General features: G+C 71.5%; 21 protein-coding genes and 1 pseudogene. 9 read left to right on the top strand and 13 right to left on the bottom strand.

What is annotated here, in order from left to right; genetic code table 11:
- Nucleotides 1-21 precede the first annotated feature (21 nt).
- Nucleotides 22-621, top strand: a complete 600-nt coding sequence (locus tag OG524_RS34060) for a histidine phosphatase family protein (RefSeq protein ID WP_405386454.1) — start codon at nucleotides 22-24, stop codon at nucleotides 619-621.
- Between the two features lie 66 nt (nucleotides 622-687).
- On the opposite strand, the gene OG524_RS34055 is transcribed toward OG524_RS34060, so the two are convergent.
- The 5 genes from OG524_RS34055 to OG524_RS34035 form a co-directional block, all read right to left on the bottom strand.
- Entirely contained in the window at nucleotides 688-1,398 is a 711-nt protein-coding gene (locus tag OG524_RS34055; protein WP_405386456.1) for a 4'-phosphopantetheinyl transferase, read from the bottom strand.
- Nucleotides 1,395-2,402, bottom strand: a complete 1,008-nt coding sequence (locus tag OG524_RS34050; protein WP_405812293.1) for a metallophosphoesterase family protein — start codon at nucleotides 2,400-2,402, stop codon at nucleotides 1,395-1,397. Before OG524_RS34050 ends, OG524_RS34055 begins: the two co-directional genes overlap by 4 nt.
- 659 nt (nucleotides 2,403-3,061) lie before the next feature.
- Nucleotides 3,062-6,070: a family 16 glycoside hydrolase gene (locus tag OG524_RS34045; protein WP_405812292.1), complete on the bottom strand. Its 3,009-nt coding sequence runs from the start codon at nucleotides 6,068-6,070 to the stop codon at nucleotides 3,062-3,064.
- 289 nt (nucleotides 6,071-6,359) lie between these two features.
- Entirely contained in the window at nucleotides 6,360-7,478 is a 1,119-nt protein-coding gene (locus tag OG524_RS34040) for an AI-2E family transporter (protein ID WP_405386460.1), read from the bottom strand.
- Between the two features lie 141 nt (nucleotides 7,479-7,619).
- Nucleotides 7,620-9,059 carry a dihydrolipoyl dehydrogenase family protein gene (locus OG524_RS34035; RefSeq protein WP_405386462.1) on the bottom strand — a complete coding sequence of 480 codons (1,440 nt, stop codon included), beginning with the start codon at nucleotides 9,057-9,059 and terminating at the stop codon, nucleotides 7,620-7,622.
- Between the two features lie 115 nt (nucleotides 9,060-9,174).
- Between OG524_RS34035 and trxA the strand changes: the two genes are divergently transcribed.
- Nucleotides 9,175-9,564: a thioredoxin gene (gene trxA, locus OG524_RS34030; RefSeq protein ID WP_405386464.1), complete on the top strand. Its 390-nt coding sequence runs from the start codon at nucleotides 9,175-9,177 to the stop codon at nucleotides 9,562-9,564.
- A 183-nt stretch (nucleotides 9,565-9,747) separates the two neighbouring features.
- Here the strand turns inward: trxA and OG524_RS34025 are convergent.
- From OG524_RS34025 to OG524_RS34015, 3 genes and pseudogenes are all read right to left on the bottom strand, one after another.
- A pseudogene (locus OG524_RS34025) lies at nucleotides 9,748-10,035 on the bottom strand (hypothetical protein); the annotation flags it as partial.
- Between the two features lie 54 nt (nucleotides 10,036-10,089).
- Entirely contained in the window at nucleotides 10,090-11,118 is a 1,029-nt protein-coding gene (locus OG524_RS34020) for a LacI family DNA-binding transcriptional regulator (RefSeq protein WP_405386466.1), read from the bottom strand.
- Nucleotides 11,119-11,187: 69 nt separating this feature from the next.
- The gene (locus tag OG524_RS34015) at nucleotides 11,188-12,300 is read right to left on the bottom strand and encodes a glycosyl hydrolase family 18 protein (RefSeq protein ID WP_405386468.1); all 1,113 of its coding nucleotides are present in this window, start codon (nucleotides 12,298-12,300) and stop codon (nucleotides 11,188-11,190) included.
- 71 nt (nucleotides 12,301-12,371) lie between these two features.
- On the opposite strand from OG524_RS34015, the gene OG524_RS34010 reads away from it, so the two are divergent.
- Nucleotides 12,372-12,839: a type II toxin-antitoxin system PemK/MazF family toxin gene (locus tag OG524_RS34010; protein WP_405386470.1), complete on the top strand. Its 468-nt coding sequence runs from the start codon at nucleotides 12,372-12,374 to the stop codon at nucleotides 12,837-12,839.
- Here the strand turns inward: OG524_RS34010 and OG524_RS34005 are convergent.
- A complete protein-coding gene (locus OG524_RS34005) occupies nucleotides 12,824-13,660 on the bottom strand; it encodes a TIGR02452 family protein (RefSeq protein WP_405386471.1) in 837 nt (278 codons plus the stop codon). The genes OG524_RS34010 and OG524_RS34005 overlap by 16 nt on opposite strands.
- A gap of 146 nt (nucleotides 13,661-13,806) precedes the next feature.
- On the opposite strand from OG524_RS34005, the gene egtA reads away from it, so the two are divergent.
- From egtA to egtD, 4 genes are read left to right on the top strand one after another with little or no spacing between them, the layout of a single operon-like run.
- A complete protein-coding gene (gene egtA, locus OG524_RS34000) occupies nucleotides 13,807-15,123 on the top strand; it encodes an ergothioneine biosynthesis glutamate--cysteine ligase EgtA (RefSeq protein ID WP_405386473.1) in 1,317 nt (438 codons plus the stop codon).
- Nucleotides 15,120-16,466, top strand: coding sequence for an ergothioneine biosynthesis protein EgtB (egtB, locus tag OG524_RS33995; RefSeq protein WP_405812291.1), 1,347 nt, complete (start codon nucleotides 15,120-15,122; stop codon nucleotides 16,464-16,466). The genes egtA and egtB overlap by 4 nt, the downstream gene beginning before the upstream one ends.
- Nucleotides 16,466-17,218 carry an ergothioneine biosynthesis protein EgtC gene (gene egtC / locus OG524_RS33990; RefSeq protein ID WP_405386477.1) on the top strand — a complete coding sequence of 251 codons (753 nt, stop codon included), beginning with the start codon at nucleotides 16,466-16,468 and terminating at the stop codon, nucleotides 17,216-17,218. Before egtB ends, egtC begins: the two co-directional genes overlap by 1 nt.
- Entirely contained in the window at nucleotides 17,215-18,177 is a 963-nt protein-coding gene (egtD, locus tag OG524_RS33985; protein WP_405386478.1) for an L-histidine N(alpha)-methyltransferase, read from the top strand. Before egtC ends, egtD begins: the two co-directional genes overlap by 4 nt.
- Here the strand turns inward: egtD and OG524_RS33980 are convergent.
- From OG524_RS33980 to OG524_RS33970, 3 genes are all read right to left on the bottom strand, one after another.
- A complete protein-coding gene (locus OG524_RS33980) occupies nucleotides 18,120-18,959 on the bottom strand; it encodes a lysophospholipid acyltransferase family protein (RefSeq protein WP_405386480.1) in 840 nt (279 codons plus the stop codon). The genes egtD and OG524_RS33980 overlap by 58 nt on opposite strands.
- Nucleotides 18,956-19,759, bottom strand: coding sequence for a GNAT family N-acetyltransferase (locus OG524_RS33975; protein ID WP_405386481.1), 804 nt, complete (start codon nucleotides 19,757-19,759; stop codon nucleotides 18,956-18,958). The genes OG524_RS33980 and OG524_RS33975 overlap by 4 nt, the downstream gene beginning before the upstream one ends.
- Nucleotides 19,760-19,943: 184 nt before the next feature.
- Entirely contained in the window at nucleotides 19,944-21,200 is a 1,257-nt protein-coding gene (locus OG524_RS33970; protein WP_405386482.1) for an extracellular solute-binding protein, read from the bottom strand.
- Between the two features lie 204 nt (nucleotides 21,201-21,404).
- Between OG524_RS33970 and OG524_RS33965 the strand changes: the two genes are divergently transcribed.
- A complete protein-coding gene (locus OG524_RS33965) occupies nucleotides 21,405-21,620 on the top strand; it encodes a dodecin (RefSeq protein WP_277330539.1) in 216 nt (71 codons plus the stop codon).
- An 81-nt stretch (nucleotides 21,621-21,701) separates the two neighbouring features.
- On the opposite strand, the gene OG524_RS33960 is transcribed toward OG524_RS33965, so the two are convergent.
- Entirely contained in the window at nucleotides 21,702-22,190 is a 489-nt protein-coding gene (locus OG524_RS33960; protein ID WP_405386484.1) for a hypothetical protein, read from the bottom strand.
- A 39-nt stretch (nucleotides 22,191-22,229) separates the two neighbouring features.
- Between OG524_RS33960 and OG524_RS33955 the strand changes: the two genes are divergently transcribed.
- Nucleotides 22,230-22,799 carry a type 1 glutamine amidotransferase domain-containing protein gene (locus tag OG524_RS33955; protein WP_405812290.1) on the top strand — a complete coding sequence of 190 codons (570 nt, stop codon included), beginning with the start codon at nucleotides 22,230-22,232 and terminating at the stop codon, nucleotides 22,797-22,799.
- Nucleotides 22,800-22,977 lie beyond the last annotated feature (178 nt).

Genomic DNA, 22,977 nt, shown 5'->3' with positions numbered 1-22,977 from the left:
TCCGGGAAGTGGAGGCAGAGGATGACGGTACGGGTGATGTTGATCTCACCGGCCATGAACTCCGCGCTGCGGGACGCCCGCTTCGAGGCCGACGCGCCCTTGGACGAGGCCGGTGCGCGCAGTGCCGCAGCCGCCGCTGCCGCCGGTGCGGTACCTGCCGCCGACCACCGGGCGCACGGCCCCTCCGTCCCCTGCCGGCAGACCGCCGAGGCGCTGGGGCTCGCCGGCACGACCGGGCCTGCCGAGCCCGCCCTCCCCGAATCCGCCCTCCGCGACTGGGACATGGGGCGCTGGCGTGGCCGGCGGCTCTCCGAGGTGAGCGCCGCCGAGCCGGACGCGGTGGCGGCCTGGCTCACCGACCCCTCGGCCGCTCCGCACGGCGGCGAGTCGCTGCTGGACCTGACCACCCGGGTGGGCACGCTGCTGGATTCCCCGGCCTGGGGCGTGGGCCGACGGCTTGCGGTCGTCGAACCGGCGGTCGTGCGCGCCGCGATGGTCCATGCCCTGGGTCTGCCGATGGAGACCTTCTGGCGGCTGGATGTCGCCCCGCTGACCCTGACCGAACTCAGCGGAAGGTCCGGCCGCTGGAACCTTCGGTGCGGCCGGCCGCTGGGCCGATAGCGGCCCGCACCCTCCACGGTGCGCCGAGCACGGTCCGGAGGGGGCGGGCGGGCAACCGCGGTTCCCTCAGCCGTGGGGAAGCGCGATCGCTGTGACCGCGATGCCGTTGTCGACCAGCCACTTCCCCTCGTACGACACCGGCATCCCCGGCGCCCGGCGCAGCAGCTCCGCGGTGAACGTGCCTTCGGTGGCGGCCTCGGAGCTCCGGTGGAACGTGATGTCGGCCTCGTCGAAGTCGAGTTCGATCCGGGTGATCGGGAACCACGTCTTGAACACGCTCTCCTTGGCGCTGAAGAGCAGCCGGTCCCAGTGCGGCGTCACGCCCCCCGCCCCGGGAGAAAGCCCCGGGGAAGCCCCCGGGGAGACCCCTGGCAACGCCCCCGAGTAGATCCGCCGCCGCTCCGAGGGCAGCGACACCGCCTCCCACACATCGGGCGGCAGCGGCTCGTTCGGCTCGGCGTCGATGCCGAGCGCGCGGACGTCGGTCGCCCGGGCCATCACCGCGGCACGATAGCCGTCGCAGTGCGTCATGCTGCCCACGATCCCCGCAGGCCACAGCGGTACGCCGCGGTGGCCGCGCAGCACCGGCTGCGGCGGCAGCCCGAGGGTCGCCATGGCCCGTCTCGCGCAGGCGCGTACGGCCGCGAACTCGTGCCTGCGCCGGTCCACGCTCGTGGCGACCAGCAGCGCCTCCTCCGGGTAGAGGGTTCCGGCCGGAGCCTCAGTCTCGTACGTGTCCGCGCACGCCACGTACGCGGGAAGCAGCCGTTCGATCACGACGCGGCGCCCGCATCCCCCGGAGTACCAGGTGAACCAGGTGAACCGGGCGAACCGGGTGAACCGGGTGAACCGGGTGCGGAGCGCGCGACGCCGGACGCCCCCGAAGGACCCCGACCCGCCGGAGCCCCCTCCCCCTCGTACGGAAGGATCTGCCGCAGCAGCCCGCGCGGGTGCCCGCGCTTGCGCCACTCCCGCGGGTAGCCGATCGAGACCTCCTCGAACCGCACACCGTCGTACCAGGTCGTGCGGGGGATGTGCAGATGCCCGTAGACGACGGCCGCGACATTGAAGCGGCGGTGCCAGTCTGCGGTGAGTTCCGTGCCGCACCACTGGGCGAATTCCGGGTACCACATGACCGACGTGGGTTCGCGCACCAGCGGCCAGTGGCCCGCGATCACAAGCGGGACCTCGGGGTCGTGCGCGGCCAGCCGCTCCTCGGTCAGTGCGACCCGCGCCCGGCACCAGTCGTCGCGGGCCGGGTACGGATCCGGGTGCAGCAGGTATTCGTCGGTGCAGACGACCCCCGCCTCGTGCGCCCGCGCCAGGGACTCCTCCTTGGTGGCCGTCCCCGGGACCCTGAACGTGTAGTCGTACAGCAGGAACACCGGGGCCACGGCCACGGGTCCGTCCGCTCCCTGCCACCGCGGGTACGGGTCCTCGGGGCTCGTCACACCCAGCTCCGCGCACACCCCGACGAGGTGCTCGTACCGCGCTTGGCCGCGCAGTTTCACCGGGTCCCTGTCCACGGTCCACAGCTCGTGGTTGCCCGGCGTCCAGATCACGTGGGCGAACCGCCCGGCCAGCGTTTCGAGGGCGCGCTCGACCTCTTCGGCCTGTTCCGCCACATCGCCCGCGACGATGAGCCAGTCCTCGTCGGACGACGGGTGCAGCTGGTCGGTGATGGGGCGGTTGTCGGCGATCCCGACGTGAAGATCGCTCACTGCGAGGAGCCGGCCCTGTCCCTTCGGCGGGTGCGGGGCGGGGCCGCTGGGTGATCTCATTGTTCGAATTTACCTTCTTGCCGGTCCTGTTGGGGCGGTCATCGTGCTACGACTCGCCCGGCCGTACGTGTCCGGAAACCCTGCGGATCCCGAGGACCAGGGCACCGGTGGAACTCCGCGGCCTCGGCCGGCGTCCCCCACCGCGACGAGGAGAGACGATCAGCGCTCCGTTCGCGGGGCGCGTACGGAGGAGGGGCGATGCGCGGCTACGCCGGTGTGCTGGTGGGCCAGCCGGCCTTGCCACGATCTGCTGTTTCGTCGGCCCGGTCTTCCTGGGCGCGGGCTACTCCGCCTGGCGTGACGGCGCGGGCTGGACGTGGGTCGTACCCATGGTCGGCGTCGGGGCGCTCGTCACGGCCGCGATCCCCTTCTCGGCCGTCCGGAGCACACGAAGGCAGTACCCACGGAGATCCCGTCGCCCTTGAGGCGACCGGTGTGTGGCAGGGCCGTAGCGTCTCCTGGCCGACCGCCTTCGCAAACGCGTGCGAGATGCGGGCAGGTCTGGGCGAGGGACCGGTCTTCACCTTCTGACCGGACCCCACCCGCATGCTGTACACGGAGATCCGCGCGGGGCGCCTACGGTTCGCAGGTGCCCCGCGCCTCGGCGGAACCGGGACCGACTCAGCGGTTCGATCCGGCCGCCCCGGAACCGCACCGTCTCAACTCAGCGGTTCGATCCGGATGTTCCGGAACCGCACCTTGTTCCCGTGGTCCTGGAGACGGATCGCTCCGGCCGACGGGCCCTCCGGCAGACCCGCACCGGTCGGTCCGTCGATCACGATGTCGTCGTGGACCTTCTGTCCGTTCCACACCACCGTCACGCGCGCACCGGCGGTCTTGGCGCCGCTGTCGTCGAACCGCGCCGCACGGAACGTGACGTCGTACGTCTGCCATGTCTCCGGAGCCGTGGCCGCGTTGATGTCCGGCGCCTTCTTCCGGTAGATCGCCCCCGCCTCGTTCGCGTCGAGGGTGGTGTCCTTGTACGAATCGAGGATCTGGAGCTCGTAGCGGTCCTGGAGATAGACACCGCTGTTGCCGCGGTCCTGCCCGGTCACGTCGTCCGGCAGGAGCGGCACCCGGAACTCCAGGCGCAGCCTGAAGTCCTGGTAGGCGTCCTTGGTGCGGATGTCACCGCAGCACACCTCCATCGATCGCTCGGCGGACAACGGCCATTCGACGCGTCGGCCGTCCGTGTGCTGCCACTGCTCCTGGGAGGCGGTGGTGCCGTCGAAGAGGGGGACGGGGGCACCGTGCGGGAGCACGGTGATCAGGTCCAGGTTGACATGCCCGGTGTCGCCGGGATCGAAGCGGTACGAGACGGTGTTGGGCCCCGCGCGCAGGCGGATCCGCTCGGTCCGCGTCGACCAGGTGTCCCAGGTGCCCGTCGAGGCAAGTTCCGTCTGTCTCAGCTTCTCCCCGTTGACGTGGAGGGAGAGGGACTTGGTGCCCTGGAAGGGGTTGGGACCGTTGGAATAGCGAAGGTTCACGTCGTAGTCGCCGGCCGCGGGGACTGTCACGTCGAACGTCGTGGCGCCCTTGCCCTCCGTGTCGTACCGGTCGACGAAGCCGCTGCCCGAGTACCCGGTGTGGTCGGTGTCGACGCCGGCCGTGCCGGTGAGCCGTGCCTCCTCCGCCTCGTACAGCGTCGCCGGTGGCGGCTGCTTCCCGGGCACGGCGTTGAGCGTGTACCAGGCTTCCGTGCTCCACAGTGCCTCGCCGGACACGGAGGCGAAGGGGCGCGGCGAGCGGAGGTGTACGACCCTGCCGGGCTTGAGCCCGTCGAGCCGCAGCCGCACGGTGCGGGCGTCGGCGGCGAGGGTCGCCGAGCTCACGGCGAGCCGCTCCTCGCCGGTCTTCGGTCCGCCGTAGTCGGACGTCGGGGTGTAGCGCCACTGCTCGGCCCGGTAACGGGACGTGAGCTCCGCCGCGGTCGCCTCCGAGAGCGGCTGGGTGTATTCGAGGTCGAATCCGCCGGGGACGGCGCGCATCTCCTTGATGTCGAAGGTGTTGCCGCCGTTCGGCGTGAGCTTCTGCAGGCCGAACTTCAGTTTCCCTTCCTGGCCCCAGTTGCCGTCGGCGCCGAGTCCGCCCGCGTATATCGCGCCGTCGGGCCCCATGGTGATGCGGTTGACACCTGCCTCGAGTCCCTGGGTGTAACGGAAGACTGCCCCCTGGTACTGGCCCTTCACCTTTTCCAGGTAGGCGCGCTGGAGTCCGCCGTAGGTGACGTCACCGACCAGCATCTGGCCGGCGAACCGGCCCTTCGTCAGAAGGAGTGGTGTGCTGGGAGAGTTCGCGATCTCGTTCTGGGGCAGCCAGAGCACCGGCTGGGTGACGGGCCGCGCGTCGAACGGGCCCGACGGCTCGGTGTAGTGGTTGAAGAAGCGGTCCTGCTTGATCTGGACGAGCTTCGACGCCGGGAGCCAGCCGCCCTGGTTGTCGGTGGTGAAGATGCTGCCGCCAGGACCCCAGCCGATCCCGTTCGGCGTCCGCAGGCCACCCGCGACCGGATGGATCCTGCCCGTCTTCTTGCTGACCTTGTACGTGGTGCCGCGGCCCGGAGCCGGCTGCGGAGTGGTGGTCGCGCCGCCGTAGTTGATGGCGACGGACAGGTTCACGTAGAAGTAGCCGTCACGGTAGAGCAGCCCGAAGGCGAACTCGTGGAAGTTCCCGCCGTACGGCCAGGTGGCGACCGTACGGTACTCGTCGGTGACGAAGTCCTGGTCGGTGTCGACGAGTTGGGTCAGCTCGTGCTTCTGCGAGACGTACAGCGATCCGTCGACGTACTTGATGCCCATCGGCTCGCGCAGGCCCTCGGCGACCTTCTTCACCGTCACCTTGTCGTGGCTGGTCTCACCTGTGACGTGGTCGAGGAGATACACCTCGCCGGTCCGGCTCTCGGAGCCGCCCCAGGTGGAAAGGGCCAGACGTCCGTCGGGCAGCCAGTCCATTCCGGTGACCTGCGGCTCGAATCCGTCCGGTCGCAGATCGGTGAGTTCGAGGTCGGGACGCACATCGGCGAGCGGCAGGCCGTCACCGGGGCTGTCAGTGCCGGATTCGCATTCCTTGCGGCCGGGCGCGGTGACCCGGACGACCCCCGCGTCCGTGCTCAGCGCCTCGCGCGGGACGACACCGAAGTCGCCGGCACCCGGCGGCTTCCACGCGAGTGTCAGTTGCTGCTCGCCGCCCCGCTCGAAGTAGTCGACACGGAACGGATGGAGTCCTGCGGTGAGCTGGGCGGATCCGTCCTTGGGCTCGGCGCCGTGCAGACCGTCGTGGTCGATGACCTCCCGGTCGTCGACGGTGAGCCGCGAGCCGTCGTCGCTGTTGAGGCGGAAGGCGTACGTGCCGTCGGCGGGGACCGACAGATAGCCCGAGACCTCGGCCACGAAGTTGTCCGCGTAGCCCCCGAAATCATCGACCGTGGACCAGTCAACGGTGGGCATCAGCTTGTCGTGGTTGGGCGTCTGGCCCGGCTTGAGCGTGCACAGGGAGCTGAGTGGTACCTGGGTGTCGAAGACGCGCAGGGTGACTCCGGGTTCCTGCGGCGGGATGTCGTCGGGCGCGGCGGCGGCCGGGGGGCCGGCCCAGACGCCTCCCGCGAGGAATCCTCCGACGAGCAGGGTGGTGAGCTGTCTTCGGGCACGTGGGAACAGCCGTGGATGCATCGGTCCTCCAGAAGGGGGTCGCACTCCGGTCGGGCTGTACGGATCCGCTGAACTGCACTTCGCCTACGTGGCGCCCGTCAGGCTAGGAGACTTCTGCTGGGGAAGTCCATACTTTGTCATCTGCGAGTTCAAAGTTCGGAACACGCCTCCGCGCCCCAGGCAGCCGCCACACCCCATCATGTGCGGCCGTCGGGAACGCGGCCTGTAATCAAGCGTGTTGGGATCCGGCGACGCCGGGATCAGCCCGAAGCCCTGGACGACGGCTGCCTCCGGAACGGAACGGGGGACCTTACAGCGGGGCCACCGCACCACTGGGCGAGGCCTGGGTTTCCGGCTCCTGCAACGGATGATCGCCGAGCTGCTCACGCAGGTAGTTCCAGGCCACCGCGATCAGCGCGGCGGCGGGTACGGCGAGCAGGCTGCCCACGATGCCGGCCAGGCTGCCGCCCAGTGTCACCGCCAGCAGGATCACCGCGGCGTGCAGACCGAGTCCACGGCCCTGGATCATGGGCTGGAACACATTGCCCTCCAGCTGCTGCACCACGATGATGATCGCCAGCACCATCAGCGCGTCCGTCGGCCCGTTCGACACCAGGGCGATGAGAACGGCGACGAAACCGGCGAACAGCGCGCCGATGATCGGCACGAACGCGGACACGAAGGTCAGCACCGCCAGGGGAAGCACCAGCGGCACTCCCACGATCCACAGTCCGAGCCCGATGAGGACGGCGTCGAGCAGACCGACGTACGCCTGGGAACGGACGAACCCGCCCAGGGTCTCCCAGCCGCGCTCGGCCACGGTCGGAACGTCGGTGGCGAGCCGGCCGGGCAACTGGCGGGCGAGCCACGGCAGGAAGCGGGGTCCGTCCTTGAGCATGAAGAACATCAGGAAGACCGCCAGGACGGCGGTGACCACACCGTTGACCACCGTGCTCACCCCGGTGACGAGCGTGGTGACCATGCTGCCGATGCTGTCCTGGATGCGGGCGGTCGCGGAGTCGAACGCGCCGGCGATCTGGTCGTCACCGATGTTGAGCGGGGGTCCGGCGGCCCACTCGCGCAGCTGCTGGATGCCGTCCACCACGCCGTCGGCCAGCTCACCCGACTGGGAGGCGACCGGTACGGCGATCAGCGCCGCGGCCCCCACGGCGACCAGGAGGAAGGCCACTGTCACCACGGAGGCCGCGAGGGCCGGTGGCCACCCGTGTCGGCGCAGGAAGCGCGCTATGGGCCAGGTCAGTGTGGTGAGCAACAGGCCGACCACAAGCGGCCAGACGACCGGCCACATGCGGCCCAGCAGCCATATCGCCGTCGCAGTCATGACAAGGATGAGAAGCAACTCGCCTGAGACCCGTGCCGAAACGCGGAGGGCGGCACGGGTCTTGGTGGAGCTCAACGTGACAGACATGCACGTCACCCTATTGGCCCTGGAACCCTCGCCTGATCACTCCCCCAGGGGCCCTCCCGGCAACGGGCGTTGACCGGCAGGCGCCCAGCCGTCACGTCGACGCAGCCGGTCTTCGGGAGAGCAGGGTCCGAGCAGACGGCATCAGCCCCTGTAGGTCTCCAGCAGCCGCAGCCAGACCTCGCTGATCGTCGGGTAGGCCGGAACCGCGTGCCACAGCCTCTCGACCGGCACCTCACCCGCGACCGCGATCGTCGCGGAGTGCAGCAGTTCACCGATGCCGGGTCCGACGAAGGTGACCCCGAGGACGACCTCGCGGTCCAGGTCGACGACCATCCGGGCGCGCCCCCTGTACCCCTTCGCGTACAGTCCCGAGCCGGCCACGGAGGCCAGGTCGTAGTCGACCGCCCGTACCCGGTGGCCCGCGGACTCCGCCTCCGCGAGCGTGAGGCCGACCGAGGCCGCCTCCGGGTCCGTGAAGACGACCTGGGGAACGGCGGCGTGGTCGGCGGTCGCCGCGTGGGCGCCCCAGCGGTCCGTCTCCAGGGGCGCGCCCTGGGCGCGGGCGGCGATCGCGGCACCGGCGATACGGGCCTGGTACTTGCCCTGGTGGGTCAGCAGCGCACGGTGGTTGACGTCGCCGACCGCGTACAGCCAGTCGCTGTCCTCGACGCGGCAGCTGTCGTCGGCGGTGAGCCAGGAGCCGGGCTTCAGGCCCACGGTGTCGAGGCCGAGGTCGCCGGTGCGCGGGGCACGGCCGGTGGCGAAGAGGATCTCGTCGGTCTCCAGCCGGCCGCCGTCGTCCAGTTCGACGGTGACCGGTCCGTCCTTCCCCGCCCGGCTCACCGCGGTGGCCGACACCCCGGTACGGATCGTCACCCCCGCCTCGGTCAGGGCCTCGGCGACGAGTTCGCCCGCGAAGGGTTCCATCTTGGGGAGCAGCCGCTTGCCGCGGATCAGCATCGTCACCTCGGCGCCGAGCCCTTGCCAGGCGGTGGCCATCTCCACACCGACCACTCCCCCGCCGACCACGACGAGGCGGCCGGGCACCTCCTTGGCGCTGGTCGCCTCGCGGCTCGTCCAGGGACGGACGTCCTCGATCCCGGGCAGGGCGGGGACGACGGCCCGGCTGCCGGTGCAGACGGCGACGGCGTACCGGGCGGTGAGGTGCTGCTCGGACCCGTCAGGGCCGGTGACGGAGACCTTCCGGACGCCGGTGAGCCGGCCCTTGCCGCGGTAGATGTCCGCGCCGATGCCCTCCAGCCAGCCGACCTGGCCGTCGTCCTTCCAGTGGGATGTCTGCTCGTCGCGGTAGGCGAGGACGGCGTCCGCGTCGAGCGGTCCCCGCACGGCTCCGCTCAGCCCCGGGACGTGGCGCGCGTCGGCACGGGCCACGACCGGGCGGAGCAGCGCCTTGCTGGGCATGCACGCCCAGTACGAGCATTCGCCCCCGATGAGTTCGGACTCCACCACGGCGGTGCTCAGCCCCGCGGCCCTGGCGCGGTCGGCCACGTTCTCCCCGACGGGGCCCGCGCCGATCACCACGACGTCGTATTCCCCGCTCTTCACAGCATCAGCAGTCATGGGAACAGTGTGGTCGTGGGTGTGTGCTGCGGCCACATGGGCAGGCGGAATACGACAACCGACGTCGCCGTTGTGCGGGACAGGTCCGAACGGTCCCAGGAAGAGGTAACAGAGTATGAGCACCGTAGAGCTCACCAAGGAAAACTTCGATCAGGTCGTGAGCGACAACGAGTTCCTGCTGATCGACTTCTGGGCTTCCTGGTGCGGCCCGTGTCGGCAGTTCGCGCCGGTCTACGACGCGGCGTCCGAGCGCCACCCCGACCTGGTCTTCGCGAAGGTCGACACCGAGGCACAGCAGGAGCTGGCGGCGGCCTTCGAGATCCGGTCCATTCCCACGCTGATGATCGTCCGTGACAACGTCGCGGTGTTCTCGCAGCCCGGGGCGCTTCCCGAGGCGGCGCTCGAGGATGTCATCGGGCAGGCGCGGAAGCTGGACATGGACGAGGTACGCAAGTCCGTCGAGGAACAGAAGCAGGCGCAGGACCAGGCTCAGGGGCAGCAGTAGTCCCTGCGCGTACGGCGGATGCGGTGCGGGGCCCGGCCTGTGCGGCCGGGCCCTTCGGCGCGCTCGGCGGCGGCGCGCTCAGCGGGTTTCGCCGGTGGGCTCGGGCTCCCCGGTGCCGTTCCGGCCCTCCGCACCGCCGCTCGGCGCCCCGGCACCACTGGACGCCTCCGCACCACTCGGCTCCCCGGCATCGCTCGTCCCCTCCGCCCCGCCGATGCGCTCGGCGATCCTGACCGTGAGGCCGTAGTCCAGCTCCGCACCGTCCACCAGCAGGGCTTCCACGGTGTGGGTGGACGGGTCGATGTCCGCCTCCATGCCGTCCCCCGCGTAGCGCGGGTAGCCCGACGCGCCCGTGCCCCCGGTGGCGGCCACGACCGCCGAGCGGATGGCGGTACCGGGAGCGGGCGCGCCGGTGACGGTCTTCTTGAATTCAGGGAACACCAGGATCTCGTAGCTCTGCGGATGACTCATGCCGACGACGCTAGACACGCGCCGTCGGCCGCGCATGTCGTGGCCCCCGGCCGGTCAGCCGGATTCGCGGGCCACCGCCCTGGCCCGGAGCAGGTAGTGACGCTCGGGAGTGCCACCGGGGTGCTGCACGAGCCGGTCGATCATCTCGGCCAGTGGCTGCGCGGTGGCCAGCTCCGTCCTGACGCTGCTGAGCCGGGGCCGCAGCAGCCGCCCCAGCATCAGGTCGTCCGCGCCCATGACGGCCGCCTCGGCGGGCACCTCCACCCCGGCGTCCTGCAGGGCCCTCATCAGCAGCATCGCGTATTCGTCGTTGTAGGCGAACACGGCGTCCAGCCCCAGACTGCGCCACCGTGCGGCGAGGTCCTCGGCCGACGCCTCCTCGTAGCGCAGCGGAAGCGGCTGGATCCGGACGCCCGCGCCCGTCTCGTCGGCAGCGCGGAGCGCGCCGGCCAGGCGTGGTTCGGAGAACAGGGCGAGGCCGGGTTCCTGGGGCATGACCACCCCGATCCGGCGGCGCCCGGCGGACAGCAGGTGACGGACGGCGCAGCCGCCGACCTCGCGCTGGTCCATGACGAGGGCGTGCGCGCCGTCCACCGGCTGCGGTCCGAGTGTGATCACCGCCTTGGCGCCCGAGCGGGTGAGGACGCCTATGCCGACGGGCGTAAGGGTCATCCCGACGGGTGACACGACGGCGACGGGGCGGAGTTCGGCCCAGGCCCTGGCGGCCTCGTCGGGGTCGAGGCCGCCGCTGCCGTACTGGACGACGGTGTAGTCGAGGCGGCGCAGATCCGACTGGAGGTCGATGAGGAAGCGCTGCTGGAGGGGGCCGGCCGGAATGTGCGCGGCGGGCAGCAGCACCGTCCTGGTGTGCCCGGCGCGGAGGCTGCGGGCCGCCGCGTGCGGGACGTAGCCGAGATCGGACGCGGCTTCCCTGACCCGGCGGCGGGTGGGTTCACTGATTCGTACAGTTGTGTTGTTGTTCAGAACGTAGGACACGGTGGCCCGGGAGACTCCGGCGAGTCGCGCCACATCGGCGCTGGTCGGTACGGAGGTGTCGGCGGGCTGCTCGGGTAACTGGCTCATGGCGTCGGGCAGTCTTCCAGACACTGCGGCGCCGCCCGTGGGCCGGGGCACGGTCCAGAGGACGGGGCGTCAGCTACCCGCGAGTACCGGCCAGACCTGCGGGTCCTCGAAGTTGAGGGCCCACAGCACGGTGTGGGTCACCCCGTGCTTGCGGAGCACCGGCAGATGCGTGGCCACCCCGCGGGCGTCCTGGTACCAGACCTCGCGGAGCTCCGTGCCGTCGTCGTAGGTGAAGTACGGCGTTCCCGATACCTCGTCGAGCCGGTAGGTGGCGCCCTCCTTCGCACGCAGCGCCTCGGCCTCCCTCCAGGTGACGTGCTTGGTGGCGGCCGTGCTGTCGCTGTCCGCGGGCCAGTCCCAGCCGTAGGCGGGGAGCCCCATCTCCAGCTTGGCCGCCGGGACGAGGGCGGTGGCGCGGGCCAGGATGTCGTCGTACCAGCGGGTGTCGGCGAGCGGTCCGGGGTCTCCGCCCGACCAGTGCAGGTTGTAGCCCATGACGCGGACCCGGTCGGCGACGCGCCCGAGGGCCGCGTAGTCCCAGATGCGCCCGGTGGTGGCGGTCTTGGGGAACACGGTGATCACGCACTGCTTGCCGAGGGTCCTGAGCCGGTGGCAGAGGTCCGTCGCCAGGGCGGTGAATCCGTCGCGGACCGAGGCGTAGGTGGCGTCGCCGGTGGCGGCGATGGACTCGTAGTCGAGGTCGAGGCCGTCGTAGTCACGGGTGGCGACCGTGCGCATCAGGGCGTCGGCGTGCTCGGTGCGACTGGCGGGGCTGGTGAGGATCGCCGCGAGGGCACCGGACTTCATCGTCTCCATGACCGTGGGGACGACCTTCACCCCGGCCCGGTGCAGGCCGTCGATGATGCGGCGCTCACCCGCGCCGGGATGCGCTTCGATCCGGCCGGCCGAGACAGCCTCGTACCAGAACGGGCTGACGGTGTGCAGCTGGTCGGCATGGCGCAGGGCGTCCTGGTAGGCGCCTTCCTGGTCCCAGTAGGGGAGCCAGCCGGACACGGTCCGGGGTGGTGGTGCCGGGTCCGCGGCGGACCCTGAGGCTGTACCTGAGGTCGGGACAGGTCCTGACGCCGCGACAGAAGGTGTGGGCAGCAGGGCGGCTGCCGCGAGGAGTCCGGCGGCCACGAGGGCGCGGGACAGGCGTGCGGAGACGACGGAGGTGATCATGAGGTCGAGCCTGAGGCCCGTTTCACGGACCCGCTCCACGGATTGGGCCGTCCAGGTTCTACGGTGTTGCGATGACGTTCCAGCACACCGATCACAGCAGTGACAGCTCGTCCGACTTCCCCGGCCGCACCGGACCGGCCGCCACGGCGGAGGCCGACCCCCGTGACGTGGGACCGGTCCGCACCTCGTACGCCCCCGACCGCGACGGTGATCCCGATCCCGGTGAGATCGTCTGGACCTGGGTTCCTTTCGAGGAACGCGACGGGCGCGGCAAGGACCGTCCGGTTCTCGTCGTGGCCCGTGAGGCCGCGGGCACGCTGCTCGCCGTCCAGCTGTCCAGCAAGCAGCACGACCGGGACCACGAGTGGGTCGGGCTCGGTGCCGGGCCCTGGGACAGTTCGGGCCGTGCTTCCTGGGCGGACCTGGACCGGGTCCTGCGGGTGCACGAGGACGGCATGCGGCGTGAGGCGTGTGCGCTGGACCGGGACAGGTTCGACCTGGTCGTGGTGCGGCTGCGGGAGCGCTACGGCTGGAGCTGACCGGCGAGGACCCTGGTGAACGCAGCCCGCACGGCGGAATCGGGGCTGCGGTCCAGGATGCCGAAGACGATCTGTTCGAAGTGGCCGGCGAACCGTCCTCCGTCGGCGAGCAGCACACGGAAGGCGCCCGCCACCTCGGCCGGGTCGTTCTGGAAGACGCCGCAGCCCCAGGCTCCGAGAACGAGCCTCCGGTAGCCGCGGACGGCCGCCACTTCGAGCACCCGTTCGGCCCGGCTCGCGAGCGCCGCGGGGATGCGGTGCGCCTCCTCCGGGGCCTGTCTGCGGATCACTCCGGCGTTCGGCGCGGGCGAGGTGAGGAACCCGGCGGTGTACGGGGTGTCGAGGAGCCGCCCCCGGTCGTCGCGGAAGACCGGCACGCCGGGTGAGTGGATGACCCGGTCGGTGTAGAAGGCACTGCGTTCGGCGCGGTGGTGCGCGTAGTACTCGGGGGCGCGCAGCAGCGTGGCGTAGAGGGCGGAGCCGCGGCACAGGGCCTCTTCCTGGGCCTGCGCGCCGTTCAGGTAGCCACCGCCGGGATTGCGGGCGGAGGCGTAGTTCAGCACGGCGACCTTGGCCGCCGACGCGTCCGTCATCCGGCGGGCCGCCTGCAGGCTGCTCTCGCCGGTCACCTCGACGACCGGGACGCGGTCCGTGTCCAGCACGGCGACGGGCACCGGTTCGGGGCCGTACAGCCTGGTCCCTGACAGCGCGGCGGTCAGGGCGCGTTCGATCGTCACCTCGCGCCCGTCCGGCGTCCGGTAGTGCCCGGCCTCGACGATGGCCTCGGTCTCTCGCGCGATGCCGCGCAGTCGTGCGCTCATCGGCGCGCCCCCGTGTGGTGCATACGGGGCATGCTGGACGTCCAGCGGCATGGACGCAACCGGTTTTCCGTCCCGCAGGGGCACCCTTGTGCGAACTCGCGGTAAGGGTTTGGGTGGTGAGGAAGCACCCTAAGAGGAGGCCCAGCATGCCCCCGGACACTCCCGGCGCTCATGGCTCGACCGTTGACACACAGCCCCTCGGTGAGGACGAGGCGGAGGATCTGCTACGCGGCATATGTTTCAAGACGGGACCGCCCCGGACGGTCGGTGTGGAGCTCGAATGGCTCATCCACGACAGTGAACACCCCGGGACCGCCGTCTCCCCCGAACGTCTCCGTGCCGCCGCCGACGCCGTGCGCGCGGTCCCGCTGGACGCGTCCCTGACCTTCGAGCCGGGCGGTCAGCTGGAGCTCAGCTCCCGGCCTGCGGATTCCCTGATGGCGTGCGTCGACGCCACGACCGCCGATCTGACCGCCGTACGCGACACCCTCGGACGGGCCGGACTCGTGCCGGCCGGATTCGGTGTCGATCCGTGGCACCCTCCCCGCCGGCTGCTCCAGGAGCCCCGCTACGCGGCCATGGAGGCCGCGCTCGACCGTTCCGGGACCGCCGGTCGCGCCATGATGTGCACCTCCGCCTCCGTCCAGGTCTGTCTGGACGCCGGTGAGGAGGAGCCGGGTCCGCTCGGTTACGGGCGGCGCTGGCAGCTCGGGAATCTGCTGGGCGCCGTCCTCGTGGCGGCGTTCGCCAATTCGCCGTACCGGGAGGGGCGCCGGACGGGCTGGCGCTCGACGAGGCAGGCCTTGTGGGCCGATCTCGACCCGACGCGGTCGCTGGCTCCGCCGGGGCATCTCGCGCCCCGGGACGCCTGGGCCGCCCATGTCCTCGACACGTCCGTGATGTGCGTCCGGGACGACGACGGCCCCTGGGCCGTGCCGGAGGGGCTGTCGCTCCGCGACTGGATCCGCGGCGCAGGGCCCCGGCCTGCGGTGCGCGCGGATCTCGACTACCACATCACGACGTTGTTCCCGCCGGTGCGCCCGCGCGGGCATCTGGAGCTGCGCATGATCGACGCCCAGTCGGGGATCGACGGCTGGCTGGTGCCGCTGGCCGTGACCACCGCGATGTTCGACGACCCGGAGGCGGCCGAAACCGTGTACCGCACAGTGAAACCCCTGGCCGAGACGGCGGGTCTGCCGACCGCGCCCCGCAATCCGCTCTGGGCGACCGCCGCCCGTGACGGGCTGAGCGATCCGGAGCTGGCCTCGGCCGCCGCAGCCTGCTTCGCGGCGGCACAGGAGGCGCTGCCCAGGATCGGCGCGAGCGATCACGTGCGGAACACCGTGGCCGCGTTCACGGACCGGTACGTGGCCCGGGGCCGATGTCCGGCTGACGACCTGCCCGACCCGCAGGCGTGGCGGCCGGCAGCCGGACAGCGACACGGAAGGAGCGCGGGCCGATGACCGGCACACCTGTGCCCCCAGGAGCCGGGGAGCTCGACCTCGACCCGGAGGCGCTGCGGAAGCGCGCCCTGACGGCGCTCCTGGCGGCCCGCGCACGCACCGCCCTGCTCACCGACAGCGTCGACGACCACGACCTCACCGCCCAGCACTCCCCCCTGATGTCGCCCCTGGTCTGGGACCTGGCGCACATCGGGAACCAGGAGGAGTTGTGGCTGCTGCGCGCCGTGGGCGGGCGGGCTGCCCTGCGCCCCGAGATCGACGGGCTGTACGACGCCTTCGAGCATCCCCGGGCGAGCCGCCCCTCACTGCCGCTGCTGGCGCCCGCCGAGGCCCGGATCTACGCCGCCGACGTACGCGGCCGCGCCCTGGACATTCTCGACACCGCCCCGCTGCACGGTGGGGGACGGCCGCTGGAACAGGCGGGTTTCGCCTTCGGCATGGTCGCCCAGCACGAACAGCAGCACGACGAGACGATGCTGATTACCCATCAGCTGCGCTCCGGACCGGCCGCGCTCGGCGCGCCGGAGCCTCCGGGGGCCACCGACGCCGTCGCGCTGCCGGCCGAAGTCCTGGTCCCGGGCGGGCCCTTCACCATGGGCACCTCCACCGAGCCGTGGGCGCTGGACAACGAACGGCCCGCGCACCGGCGGGAGGTGGCGGCGTTCCACATCGACTCCGCGCCGGTCACCTGCGGTGCCTACCGGCGGTTCATCGACGACGGCGGCTACACCGAGGCCCGTTGGTGGGCCCCGGAGGGCTGGGCCATGGTCCGCGCGCACGAGCTGACCGCCCCCCTGTTCTGGCACAAGGACGCCGGCCAGTGGCTGCGGCGCCGATTCGGCGTGACCGAGCCCGTACCGGACGACGAGCCGGTGCTCCACGTCAGCTGGTACGAGGCGGACGCGTACGCCCGCTGGGCGGGCCGGCGGCTGCCGACCGAGCCCGAGTGGGAGAAGGCGGCCCGTCACGATCCCGCCTCCGGGCGTTCTCTGCGCTACCCCTGGGGCGACGAGGACCCGACGCCCGAGCGGGCCAATCTCGGCCAGCGCCATCTGCGTCCCGCCGCCGCGGGTGCGTACGCGGCGGGCCGGTCCCCGGCGGGCGCCGGCCAGTTGATCGGTGACGTGTGGGAGTGGACGTCGAGCGACTTCCTCCCCTACCCGGGCTTCGCCGCCTTCCCCTACCGCGAGTACTCCGAGGTGTTCTTCGGGCCGGAGCACAAGGTGCTGCGCGGTGGTTCGTTCGCCGTCGACCCGGTGGCCTGCCGGGGGACGTTCCGCAATTGGGACCTTCCCGTGCGGCGCCAGATCTTCTCCGGTTTCCGCACCGCGAGGAGTGCCTGATGTGCCGTCATATCGCTTACCTGGGGCCCTCGGTGCCCCTCGGCGAGGTCCTCGTCTCGCCCGCGCACGCACTCGTACGCCAGTCCTGGGAGCCACGGCACCAGAGGAACGGCACGGTCAACGCGGACGGTTTCGGGGTCGGCTGGTACGCGGAAGGCGATCCGTCGCCGGGCCGCTACCGCCGCGCCGGACCGGTGTGGGGCGACGAGACCTTCGCCGACCTGGCGCGTGTGGTGCGCAGCACGGCGCTGCTCGGGGCCGTCCGTGACGCGACATGGGCGGGCGCGGACGGGGAGGCCGCCGCCGCGCCGTTCGCCGAGGGGGCGCTGCTGTTCAGCCACAACGGGGCCGTGCCCGGCTGGCCCGGTTCCCTCGGGCCACTGGCCGGCGCACTGCCGCCCGAGGCCCTGCTCTCCCTGGCTGCGCGGAGCGACTCGGCCCTCATCTGGGCGCTCGTGCGGCACCGGATCGACGAGGGCGACGACATATCCCGGGCGGTCGCCGACACCGTTCTCGACATCGCGGCCGCGGCCCCCGGGTCCCGTCTCAATCTGCTGCTCACCGACGGCTCCGCGATCGTGGCGACGGCCTGGGGCGACTCGCTCTGGTATCTCCACGACGACGGCCGCACGGTGGTGGCCTCGGAGCCGTACGACAACGATCCGTACTGGCGCGAGGTCCCGGACCGCACCCTGCTGGCCGCGACCCGCGCCACAGTCCTACTGACCCCGCTCAAGGAGCCCACTGCGTGAGTCCCTTCCTGCTGACCCGCACCCTGCCGGTGGACGCGACGGACGCGGCGCTGCGCGCCGATGTGCTGAGCGGTCTGACCCGCCACCCGAAGACGCTGCCGCCCAAGTGGTTCTACGACGCGCACGGCAGTGACCTGTTCGAGGAGATCACCCGGCTGGACGAGTACTACCCGACCCGTTCGGAGCGGGAGATCCTGATCGCCCGCGCCGGTGAGATCGCGGCGGCGTCCGGGGCCCGGACCCTGATCGAGCTGGGCTCGGGGTCCTCGGAGAAGACCCGGCACCTGCTGGACGCGCTGCCCGGGCTCCACACGTACGTTCCGGTCGACGTCAGCGAGAGCGCCCTCACAGGTGCGGCCGAGGCTCTGCTGGCCGAGCGTCCGGGGCTCTCCGTGCACGCGCTCATCGCCGACTTCACGCACGTCCTGGAGCTGCCGGACAGCCCCGGGCCACGGCTGGTGGCCTTCCTGGGCGGCACGCTGGGCAACCTGCTGCCCCAGGAGCGCGCGGAGTTCCTGCGGTCCGTACGGGCCCGGCTCGCCCCCGGTGACGGGCTGCTGCTCGGTACGGACCTGGTCAAGGACGAGGCGACGCTGGTCGCCGCGTACGACGACGCGGCCGGGGTGACGGCCGCCTTCAACAAGAACGTGCTGACGGTGGTGGACCGCGAGCTGGGGGCGGACTTCCAGCTCGACGACTTCGACCACGTGGCCGTGTGGGACCCGCGGCACGAGTGGATCGAGATGCGGCTGCGGGCACGGCGGGCGCTGTCCGTGAAGATCCGGGAGCTGGACCTGGTGGTGCCGTTCGACGAGGGCGAGGAGCTGCGTACGGAGATCTCGGCGAAGTTCCGCAAGGAGGGGGTACGGGACGAACTGGCTGCGGCGGGGCTGCGGCTGGATCAGTGGTGGACGGATTCCGCGGGCCGGTTCGCGCTGTCGCTGGCGACGGCCGACTGAGCGGCGCGCGCCAGCGCGCGCCGGTCGGGCTCACTGCCCGCGGGGATCGGCGGCAGGACGCGGATCTCGGCGGTGAGCCCGGCGGCGGTCACCACCCGCCAGAGCGAGGCGGCGAGCGGGTCCTCGCCGACGAACGCGGCGGCACCCGCGGGGTGCAGTTCCGCGGTGAGGTACCGGATGCGGACGGGCCGGACCGCGGCCCCCGCGTCGACCGCGGCCTGGAAGGCGGCGTGCCGGAAGCGGCCGCCGTCGCTCCGGCCGCACCAGGTGCTGCCCTGCGGGAACACGGCCACCCGTGATCCGGAGGCCAGCGCCACGGCGAGGGCCCGCACCGCGCCGGGCAGGGCCCGCAGCCTGTCCCGCTCGATGAACAGGGTGCCGCCGAGCGCGGCGAGCGGTCCGAGCAGCGGCCAGGTCCGGATCTCGCTCTTGGCGAGCATCCTGGCCGGCAGCACGGTGGCGACGAGCGGGATGTCCAGCCACGAGACGTGATTGGCGACCACCAGCTCGCCCACCGGGGACCTGTCCTCCCCCGCCGCCGCGCCGGTGACCCGTATGCGTACGCCGAAGGCTCTCACCACCGCGTACGCCCACCCGCGGATCAGCCGGTCGCGGTGCGCGGGCCCGAGGAGCAGCACGGCCGGCACACACGCCACCCCGAGCAGGGTGAGCGCGCACCCCGCGGCCAGCAGGACGGCGGCGGGCAGCGGCGCGCGGCGCGCGCCCCGGTGCCCCGCGCAGTCGCGCGGGGTGCACGGGGCGGTGGGCAGCCAGGCACTCATCGCAGCGGGGCGAGCGAGAGGAAGTGGCGGAGGTAGCGCGGGTCCGTGCGGCGCATCGAGAGCAGGACGTAGAGGTCGGCGACGTCGAAGTCCGGGTCGTGGGCCGGGGCTCCGCAGACCCAGGCGCCGAGGCGCAGATAGCCGCGCAGGAGGGGCGGCAGTCCGGCCCGGCCGCCCGCGCCGCCGTCGGGGTGCCCCGTGGTGTCCCAGAGGCGGTGTGGGGTGACCCAGTACTCCTCCGGCGCCAGGTTGTGGGTGCGTACGGTGTCCCAGCTCCTGGCGGCGAGCGCGCCGCCGTCGGCGAGGGGTACGGAGCAGCAGCCGGCCAGCCAGTTGTGGCCGGTGCGCTCCATGTAGCGGGCGAGTCCGGCCCAGATCAGGGCGATGACGGCGCCGTCCCGGTGCGCGGGGTGGACGCAGGAGCGGCCGACCTCGACGAGGTCGTCGCGGATCGGTGCGAGCCGTGCGAGGTCGAACTCGCCCTCCGCGTAGAGCCCGCCGGCGAGCCTGGCGCCCTCGGGCGGCAGCAGCCGGTAGGTGGCGACGACGTCTCCGGTGGCCTCCTCACGCACCAGCAGGTGGTCGCAGTAGGCGTCGAAGGCGTCGCTGTCCAGGCCTGGTTCGAGGGTGTCGAGCCGGGCGCCGAGCTCTCCGGCGAACACCTGATGACGCAGGCGCTGGGCGGCGCGTACGTCGTCCTGGCAGGTGGCCAGCGACACCCGGTAGCCGGAGGGGGAGGCGGGTGCGGGTACGCGGGCCGGCGGGACGGCGGCGGGAGGGGCGAGCGGCAGCACGGTCATGGCAGTCTCCGGGGACGGATCAGCGAGGGCGGCTGCCGGGCCCTCGCGGGAGTGCGACGGCCCGGCCCCTTACTTCTTCCGTCACCGGCTTGATTTGACATGACCGCTACGGAGAGCGGGGATGTGCGCCTGCTGAATCCCCAGGTGGCCGGCCCGTCCCCCGTGCCGGGAAACGGGGCCACCGTCAGCCGGTGATGAGCTTCGCGGTGATGCGTTCCGACGCCTTCTTCGCCTCTTCCGCGGGGTCGGCGCCCTGCAGCACCGCCGTCATGTACGGCTTGATCGGGTTGTCGGCCTCGACTGCCGCCCAGTGGGGCGAATTGGGCGTGGCCCGTCCCTCGGCAGCACCCACGGCCATCGCGGCCGTCCCTTCCTGGCCCTCGATCACCCGGGCGAGGGCCGGCTTGTTGGGCACGTAGCTCATGGCCCTGGCGAGCTCCGTCTGCCACTTCTCGCCCGCCAGTTCCTTGACGACCTCGATGCCCTCGCTTCGCTGGTCGGCGCCCTCCGGCACGATCAGGTCCGAACCGCCCGTGAAGACGGCTCCCGGCTTGGCCGCGGTCTTACCGGGGATGGGGAAGTAGCCGAGTTTCCCCTTGAGCTCCGGGTTCGCCTGTTCGATGAGCGCGGCGCTGCCGGGCACCGCGATGATCTGGGCGACGTTGCCCTCGGCGAACACGTCGGTCTCCGGGGGCGTCTGCTCGTCGGCGTCCTTGGGGCCGTTGCCGAGCGCCTGGAGCTCCTTGTAGAAGTCCATGCCCTTGAGTGCGGCGGGCGAGTCCAGGGCTCCCTGGTAGTCGCTGCCGCTGTCCTCGGCGAGTTCGCCGCCCTCGTCCCAGATGAATCCGGCCAGCACGTACCAGTTCTGCCCCGCGAGGTAGATGCCCTGCTGGTCCACGCTTCCGTTCAGCTTCTCGGTGATCTCGACCCATTCCTTCCGGGTCGTGGGAGCAGCGGTGATGCCCGCCTGCTCGAAGAGCTCCTTGTTGTAGATCACGACACGGTTGGCCGCGTACCAGGGAATCCCGTACTGCCCGCCGTTGATGCTGCCCGGCTCGGCGAGGCCCGGCAGCCAGTCCTCGCCGCCCAGGTCACGCATCGTCTCCAGGGTGAGGTCGCGCAGCTTCCCGCTGTCCGCGTACTGGGCGACCTGGGTGTTGCCGACCTCGATGACGTCCGGCGCGTCGTCCCCTTCGATCGCCTTCATGACCCTGGGGCCGATGCCACCCCACTCCTGCAACACGAACTCCAGTTCGATGGAAGGGTGCTCCTCCTCGTACGACTCCGCGAACCGGTCAAGGAAGCCCTGGGAGGCACTGCCCTTCATCAGCCACACCGTGACCGTGTGACTGTCGGCACCCGAGCCGGGGAGGAAGCCGCAGCCACCCAGGGTGACGGAGGAAACGAGCGCGACGGCTCCGGCCAGTATGCGGATCTTCACGAGGGTCACCTTCTGCGAAACGGCACGACGGAATGACAGGACCCGGGTGGGGGGACTGCGGGCGGCGCTCGCACGGGTGTATGGACCGGAGTTTGGTATGGACCAATCCGCAGGTCAAGCCCCGGTCTCCGGTGCATCACCCACGCGATACCTCGCGCACCGACGGGGAGTGAGGCACCGTGGAACCACGAAAGGAGACATTAGATGTCTAATCACACCTATCGGGTCACCGAGATCGTAGGAACCTCCGAGGAGGGCCTGGACGCGGCGATCCGCAACGGCGTCGCAAGGGCTTCCGAAACGTTGCACAATCTCGACTGGTTCGAGATGACACAGGTGCGCGGCCATATCGAGGACGGCCGCATCGCCCACTACCAGGTGGGCCTCAAGGTCGGCTTCCGGCTCGACGAGAACGCCTGACGGGCGCAGGGCCCGCAGCCGGACCCCGACAGGCGACGGGCCCGCGGCCGGACCCCGACGGGGCAACGGGGGCCCTCGGGATCAGGTACGGCCCTCGCGCTCCTGCGCGTCCTTCAGCGAGGACGACGGGACGGCCCATCGGGCACGCACCACCGTGAATCCGGCCTGTTCGGCCGCGTCACAGACCAACTCGTCGTCATCGACGAGGACCCGCACCCCACGCTCCCGGCCCAGCCGCTTCAGGATCTCCAGCTTGGTGCGGCGGGCCGGCCGCCTGTCGTCGTTGCGGCGCATGTGGACGCGGCCCCGCGGCAGCCCCTGCTGCTCCAGCCAGGCCAAGGTGTCACGGCGGCAACGCTCCGGGCGGCCCGTCAGATACACGACCTCGCACTCCTCGGCGCTCGCGAGCGCCAGACTCACGCCTTCCCGCAGAGGAGGGTCGTCGACCGCGGCGGAGAAGAACGCTGCCCAGTCGCGCCGCGCGCCTTCCAGGAAGTGCTGCCGGTGGCCGCTGTCCGCGAGCGTTCCGTCCAGATCGAATACGGCCAACGGCCGGGCTTCATCTCTCACGCCGCCCAGCGTAGAAGACATGACGAAAGGACAGTCGACATGACGGGGACCGACCTCGGCGGACGCCGCGTACTGGTGATCGTGACCAACTACGGCGTCGAGCAGGACGAACTCGTGGTGCCCCTGAAGCACCTGCGGGACCGCGGTGCCGCCGTGGACGTGGCAGCGGTCACGACGGACCCCGTCCGGACCCTCGTCGGGGACGAGGACCCCGGTGACACCGTGCGGCCCGACCTCACACTGGACGACGTCGACCCGGCCCGCTACGACCTGCTGCTGGTCCCCGGCGGCACACTCAACGCCGACTCGCTGCGCCTGCAGGACACCGCCGTCGGCATCATCCGCTCGTTCACCTCGGCGGGACGGCCCGTGGCTGCCATCTGCCACGGGCCGTGGATCCTCGTCGAGGCGGACGTCGTCGCGGACAAGACCCTCACTTCGTACGCCTCGCTCAGGACGGACATCCGCAACGCGGGCGGCAGCTGGGTGGACGAGGGCGTCGTCAGCGACGACACCGGGGGCTGGCTCCTCATCACCTCGCGCACACCGGACGATCTCGAGGACTTCCTCCACGAGGTCGGCAAGGAACTCGCGGCGACAGGCTCCTGAGCCGTCGATCGCACCCGGCCCGCGGACCTGGCAGCACGGCACCTGTCCGCACCGCCGGGCGGGAGACCCGAACGGTCCACGCCGCCGGCTGCGCCGATCGCGGTGCGTGGCCGTTCGAGATGCATGTTCGTCCGGCCGCTGGTTCGCTGATCGGGTCAGCTCCCCACAGATCCAGGAG

The sequence above is a fragment of the Streptomyces sp. NBC_01520 genome (genome assembly GCF_045040375.1).
In the GTDB taxonomy this organism is placed as follows: Bacteria; Actinomycetota; Actinomycetes; order Streptomycetales; family Streptomycetaceae; genus Streptomyces.
This window is presented reverse-complemented; position numbering and strand designations above follow the sequence as displayed.